Genomic DNA, 5713 nt, shown 5'->3' with positions numbered 1-5713 from the left:
GCCCGAGAGCACTCGGGCCGACTTCTGGTGTTCGTCGACGGGATCGACGATCGCACCGCCGCCGACGCCCTGCGTGGCACGTTGTTCGTCGTCGACAGCGATTCGCTGCCGCCGTCGGAGGACGACGACGCCTTCTACGACCACGAACTCGAAGGCCTCCGGGTCGAGTTCACCGACGGCACCCTCGTCGGCACAGTCACCGAGGTGCTGCATTCGGCCGCGGGCGAACTGCTGTCGGTGCGTGCCGCCGACGACGGTCGCGAGATTCTCATTCCCTTTGTCACCGCCATCGTGCCGACGGTTTCGCTCGCCGATGGACTGGTTGTCATCACGCCGCCCGAGGGCCTGCTCGATCCGGAGTAATTCGTGCAACTCGACGTCGTCACGATCTTCCCGGAGTACCTCGAGCCGCTGCGGACCGCGCTGCTCGGCAAGGCTGTCGACAAGGGCCTGATCTCGATCGGTGTGCACGATCTGCGCCACTGGACGCACGACGTGCACAAATCGGTCGACGATTCGCCCTACGGCGGCGGTCCCGGCATGGTCATGAAGCCCACCGTCTGGGGCGAGGCTCTGGACGAGGTGTGCCCGGACGACGCACTGCTCGTCGTCCCCACGCCGGCCGGTGTGCCGTTCACCCAGGCCACCGCGCAGCGCTGGGCCACCGAGAAGCACCTCGTGTTCGCCTGCGGGCGCTACGAGGGCATCGATCAGCGCGTGTTCGACGATGCCGCCCGCCGCGTCCGCGTCGAAGAGGTGAGCATCGGCGACTATGTCCTCATCGGCGGCGAGGCCGCGGTGCTCGTGATGACCGAGGCCGTGGTGCGTCTGATCCCCGGCGTGCTCGGCAATCAGCAGTCCCACCAGGAGGATTCGTTCTCCGACGGACTCCTCGAAGGGCCCAGCTACACCCGGCCGGTGTCGTGGCGTGGCCTCGAGGTTCCCCCGATCCTGCTGTCGGGCGACCATGCCAAGGTCGCCGCGTGGCGGCACGAACAGTCACTGGAACGCACGGCGCAGCGCCGTCCCGACCTGCTGCCCTGACCTAACCCGAGATCACCCGGGTGGTGATACAGAACGGGTGCCCGGCGGGGTCGAGCAATACCCGCCAGCGCGGATCCGGTTGTACCGGTGCGGGTTTGGCGCCGATCGCGAGGGCGTGCTGTTCGCAGAGATCGAGGTCGGCGTCGGCGGCGAGATCGAGGTGCACCGCGGCCGTGCCGGGCCACTGCGGCGGGTAGTAGTCCTCGACGCGTTGCGCGGCGACCGTCAGTCCCGACGGGATTCGGATCCCGACGCTATGCGCGTCGTTCCACAGGACACGGCCACCGAGCAGCCCGAGATAGAAGCGGGCGAGGGACTCGGGGTCGTCACAGTCCAGTGAGAGGCCGGCCAGTTGAAAAGGCTCCGTCATCGAAGCGACGCTACCGGGCGCGACGGGGACCGAGATTGTTTTCCCCTAAAGACATTTGGGTATCCATCCAGGTCGTTCTTTGTGCGATCGTCCATAGTGAGGGTTGCTGGTTCCATCCGGAACGGGTTCGGTTCCAGCGTCCGTCGGCGCGGTCGGGCCGGACGCGACGAGGCCGAACGGACGCTGCACCGATGTTCCCAGTACAGGCACTGCGTCCCTTGATGATTGGACGCTGACCCGAGTGAACGCTCGGTGACATTCGGTGTGGGGTGTCGCGCCCACGAGGTGAGACCTTGCCGGTCCGCTCGGTCGGGCCGGAGGCATTGCGACGGATTCAGCGGCCGAATGGCGGTGATATATCCCACATCTGGCGCAGGGGTCGAACAGGTCGTGGGTCGCGGCGGTCAGGGCAGCAGGCCGTGCCGCCGTGCCCGAGCCACCGCCTCGTGCCTGGTGCCGGCATCCAGCTTGCTCATCGCCTGCCGCAGGTAACTCTTGACGGTCTCGGCGCCGAGCGAGAGTCGAAGCGCCGCTTCCTGGTTCGTGCAGCCGAGGGCGATCTGGGCGAGCACGTCGAGTTCGCGCCGCGACAACCGCGGCGCATCGCCGGCGGACTCGCCGGTCAACACCCCGGTCAGTCGTTCGCACACCCCGGAAAGCCGGTCGCGCAGGGCGAGATCGCCCGTGGCGGCCGCGAGGGCGCGAAGCTCGGCGTGGATCTCGCGCAACTCCTCGGTCGCCGCGGGGGTGGTCGTCGTCGGCGGTGTCGCGAGCTCGAGCAGCCGGACCCGCCGGTCCACCTCGTCACGGACGGCGATCTCCGCGGCCAGTCGCTTGCCCGCCTGCAGGATCACCTCGGCGGTGCGGTCGCCGAGGGGGCCCGCGCCACGCGTGGCGGCGTACAGCACGGCGCGAGGTCGGTCGGCGACCAGCACCGGCACGGCCATCACCGACCGCAACCCTTCGCCGACGACCGCGGCGTCGTAGTGGTGGGTGATCGCGGACGAGCCCCGATAGTCGGCTACCGACGCGGGCCTGCGGTACTCCATGGCCTGACCGCCGAGCCCGGAGGTGCGCAGCACCGACAGCCCGCGCAGACCGGTGGTGACGGTACCGACGAACTCGGTGAGCAGCAGGGTGTCCTCGTCCACCGCGCCGCCGAACACCACCGGGACGCTCGCCCGTCCCGCCACCCAGCGGATCTCGGCGCGCAGCGCGTCACCGTCGCGCGGGCGCAACAGGGAAGTCATGGATCACCCCTTTTCGGGGGTAGTGGGACACGTGAGCTATGCCACATTCTAGGGCAGACCCGGTGGCCGATACCCGGGTGATGAGGAGAAGCTGCGATGACTACCGATCTGGACGTGCGGGTGCGCGACCTGCTCGACCACTACGACCGACCAGAGGCCTGTGCGGCCGATCTGCTCTGCGATCGGCACCCGGCCGGGCAGATCGCGTTCACGGTGATCGAGTCCGATCTGCGCGCCTACGACCTGACCTACGGTGAGCTGCGGGAGCGCTCGGCCCGGTTCGCCGCCGCGCTGGCCGAACTCGGCGTCGAACCCGGCGATCGGGTGGCGACGTTGATGGCGAAATCCGTCGAGCTCGTGGTGGCGCTGCTGGGTATCTGGCGCCGCGGCGCGGTGCACGTGCCGTTGTTCACCGCGTTCGCGCCCCCGGCCGTCGAGTTCCGGCTGACCGCGAGCCGCGCGAAAGTCGTGGTCGCCGATGCCGACCAGGCGCCGAAACTCGCGGCGGCCGACTACCGGACGATCGTTGCCGGTGACGCCGACATCCCCGGCGCGCTGCGCTTCGGCGATCTGCTCGACGGGTACCGGTCCGACGACCCGCGTGCGAAGCCGGTGGCGGTAGGTGGCGACGGCCTGCTGGTCCAGCTGTTCACCAGCGGCACCACCGGAACCCCCAAGGGTGTACCGATCCCGGTGCGCGCGCTGGCGTCGTTCCACGCCTACCAGGAGTTCGCCCTGGATGTGCGCCCCGAGGACGTCTTCTGGAACGCGGCTGATCCAGGCTGGGCGTACGGCCTCTACTACGCGATCCTGGGGCCGCTGGCCACCGGCGTGCGCAGCCTGCTGCTGCACGCGGGGTTCTCGGCGTCACTCACCTGGGACGTGTTGCAGCGCTTCGGCGTCACCAACTTCGCCGCCGCGCCGACCGTCTATCGGGCGTTGCGCGCCGACAGCGCTCCGGCTCCGGAGGGCTTCGCCCTGCGCCGGGCGTCGTCGGCGGGCGAGCCGTTGACCCCGGACGTGGTGGCCTGGTCGCAGCGGACACTCGGGGTTGCGGTGCGTGACCACTACGGTCAGACCGAGCACGGCATGGTGATCTGCCATGCGTGGCACCCCGCCCTCGATGTGGCCGTCCCGCCCGGTTCGATGGGCAGGCAGCTCCCCGGGTGGTCCTGTGCGGTCCTCGCCGAGGACGTCGACACCGAGGCGGCACCCGGTGAGATCGGCCGGGTCGCCATCGACACCCACCACAGCCCGCTGCTCTGGTTCCTCGGCTACCTCGACGATCCGGAGCGCACCGCGAGCCGATTCACCGCCGACGGACGCTGGTATCTGACCGGTGACGTCGCCTCCCGCGACTCCGACGGCTGCTTCCGCTTCAGCTCCCGCGACGACGACGTGATCATCATGGCGGGCTACCGGATCGGCCCGTTCGAGGTCGAGAGTGTGCTCGTCCTGCACGAGCAGGTCGCCGAGGCCGCCGTGGTCGGGATGCCCGACGAACTGCGCGGTGAGGTGCTGGAGGCCTTCGTGGTGACCCGCACCGGCATCGAGGGCAGCGCCGGGTTGGCAGCCGAACTGCAGCAGCTGGTCAAGGACGAGTTCGCCGCCCACGCTTATCCGAGAAGGGTCCATTTCGTGGACAGCCTGCCCAAGACGCCGAGTGGCAAAGTGCAGCGATTCCTGCTGCGCGGCAAGGAGATCCGGTGATGTCCGAACTCAGCTACAGCTGCGGTCCCGCCGAGGTCGCGCTGCTCGGCGACACCATCGGCGCGAATCTGGACCGCGCCGTCGCGGCCCACCCCGCGCGTGACGCGCTCGTCGACTGCCCGGCAGGGCGTCGCTGGACCTACCGCGAGGTGGGTGCGGCGGTCGACGCCGTCGCGACCGGTCTCGCCGCACACGGCATCGAACCCGGTGACCGGGTCGGCATCTGGGCACCCAACTGCGCGGAATGGTTCCTCGTGCAATACGCCACCGCGAAGATCGGTGCCATCCTGGTCAACATCAACCCCGCCTACCGCACCAGCGAACTCGAATACGTTCTCGTCCAGGCCGGGGTACGCACGCTGATCGCCGCACCGGAGTTCAAGAGCTCGGACTACGTCGCGATGATCGAGCAGGTCCGGCCGAATTGTCCCGCCCTGGAACAGGTGCTGATTCTCGGCACCGAGCCGTGGCGGCAGGTGGCCGAAACCGTGCCGGACAGGCAGCGGCTCGGTGCGATCGCCGAGACGCTGTCGGCCGACGACCCGATCAACATCCAATACACCTCGGGAACAACGGGTTTCCCGAAGGGCGCGACGCTGAGCCACCACAACATCCTCAACAACGGGTTCTTCGTCGGCGAACTGTGCGGATACACCGAGGCCGATCGGGTCTGCATCCCGGTTCCGTACTACCACTGCTTCGGCATGGTGATGGGCAATCTCGCGGTCACCTCCCACGGTGCGACCGCGGTGATTCCGTCGCCGTCGTTCGACCCGGCCGCGGCGCTGGCCGCTGTCGCCGCTGAACGCTGTACCTCGCTCTACGGTGTGCCGACGATGTTCATCGCGATGCTGGCCGAACTCGATTCCGGCGCCGACTACGACCTGTCGAGCCTGCGCACCGGCATCATGGCGGGCTCACCGTGCCCGGTCGAGGTGATGAAACGGGTGATCGATCGGCTGGGGATGAGCGAGGTCGCCATCTGCTACGGCATGACCGAGACCTCACCGGTGTCCACGCAGACCCGTCGCGACGACAGCATCGACCGGCGCACCGCCACCGTCGGCCGGGTCGGCCCGCACCTCGAGGTGAAGGTGGTCGACCCGGAGACCGGGCGCACCGTGGCGCGTGGCGAACCGGGCGAACTGTGCACCCGCGGCTACTCGGTGATGCTCGGGTACTGGGAACAGCCCGACAAGACCGCCGAGGCGATCGACGCCGCCCGCTGGATGCACACCGGCGACATCGGCGTCATGGACGCCGACGGCTACCTCGCGGTCACCGGCCGGATCAAGGACATGGTGATCCGCGGCGGCGAGAACATCTACCCCCGCGAGAT

Annotated in this window: 6 protein-coding genes; 4 read left to right on the top strand and 2 right to left on the bottom strand. The window is 68.9% G+C overall.

From position 1 onward, the window contains the following. The coding region (gene rimM, locus ACFWF3_RS21855) for a ribosome maturation factor RimM (protein ID WP_379315065.1) at positions 1 to 363 on the top strand (363 nt) is incomplete at its 5' end. Positions 364 to 366: 3 nt separating this feature from the next. Continuing rightward, positions 367 to 1044: a tRNA (guanosine(37)-N1)-methyltransferase TrmD gene (gene trmD / locus ACFWF3_RS21850; RefSeq protein WP_378992180.1), complete on the top strand. Its 678-nt coding sequence runs from the start codon at positions 367 to 369 to the stop codon at positions 1042 to 1044. Position 1045: 1 nt separating this feature from the next. On the opposite strand, the gene ACFWF3_RS21845 is transcribed toward trmD, so the two are convergent. Then, positions 1046 to 1414 carry a VOC family protein gene (locus ACFWF3_RS21845; protein WP_379315064.1) on the bottom strand — a complete coding sequence of 123 codons (369 nt, stop codon included), beginning with the start codon at positions 1412 to 1414 and terminating at the stop codon, positions 1046 to 1048. A 404-nt stretch (positions 1415 to 1818) separates the two neighbouring features. Further along, positions 1819 to 2664: a LuxR C-terminal-related transcriptional regulator gene (locus tag ACFWF3_RS21840; RefSeq protein WP_379315063.1), complete on the bottom strand. Its 846-nt coding sequence runs from the start codon at positions 2662 to 2664 to the stop codon at positions 1819 to 1821. 96 nt (positions 2665 to 2760) lie between these two features. Here ACFWF3_RS21840 and ACFWF3_RS21835 point away from each other — a divergent pair, with 96 nt between their 5' ends. Further along, the gene (locus ACFWF3_RS21835; protein WP_379315062.1) at positions 2761 to 4374 is read left to right on the top strand and encodes an AMP-binding protein; all 1614 of its coding nucleotides are present in this window, start codon (positions 2761 to 2763) and stop codon (positions 4372 to 4374) included. Further along, positions 4374 to 5713 (top strand): AMP-binding protein (locus tag ACFWF3_RS21830; protein WP_379315061.1); only part of this gene is annotated, 1340 nt, incomplete at its 3' end. The genes ACFWF3_RS21835 and ACFWF3_RS21830, both read left to right, overlap by 1 nt.

Origin of the sequence: Nocardia sp. NPDC060220, from assembly GCF_042727815.1 — a bacterium.
GTDB lineage: Bacteria > Actinomycetota > Actinomycetes > Mycobacteriales > Mycobacteriaceae > Nocardia.
The sequence above is the reverse complement of the archived record's forward strand: the minus strand, read 5'-3'. Positions and strand labels throughout refer to the sequence as shown.

Coding starts and splice junctions, on each gene's coding strand:
- ACFWF3_RS21845 (WP_379315064.1), bottom strand. CDS start 1,414: ATGACGGAGCCTTTTCAACTGGCCGGCCTCTCACTGGACTGTGACGAC.
- ACFWF3_RS21840 (WP_379315063.1), bottom strand. CDS start 2,664: ATGACTTCCCTGTTGCGCCCGCGCGACGGTGACGCGCTGCGCGCCGAG.
- ACFWF3_RS21835 (WP_379315062.1), top strand. CDS start 2,761: ATGACTACCGATCTGGACGTGCGGGTGCGCGACCTGCTCGACCACTAC.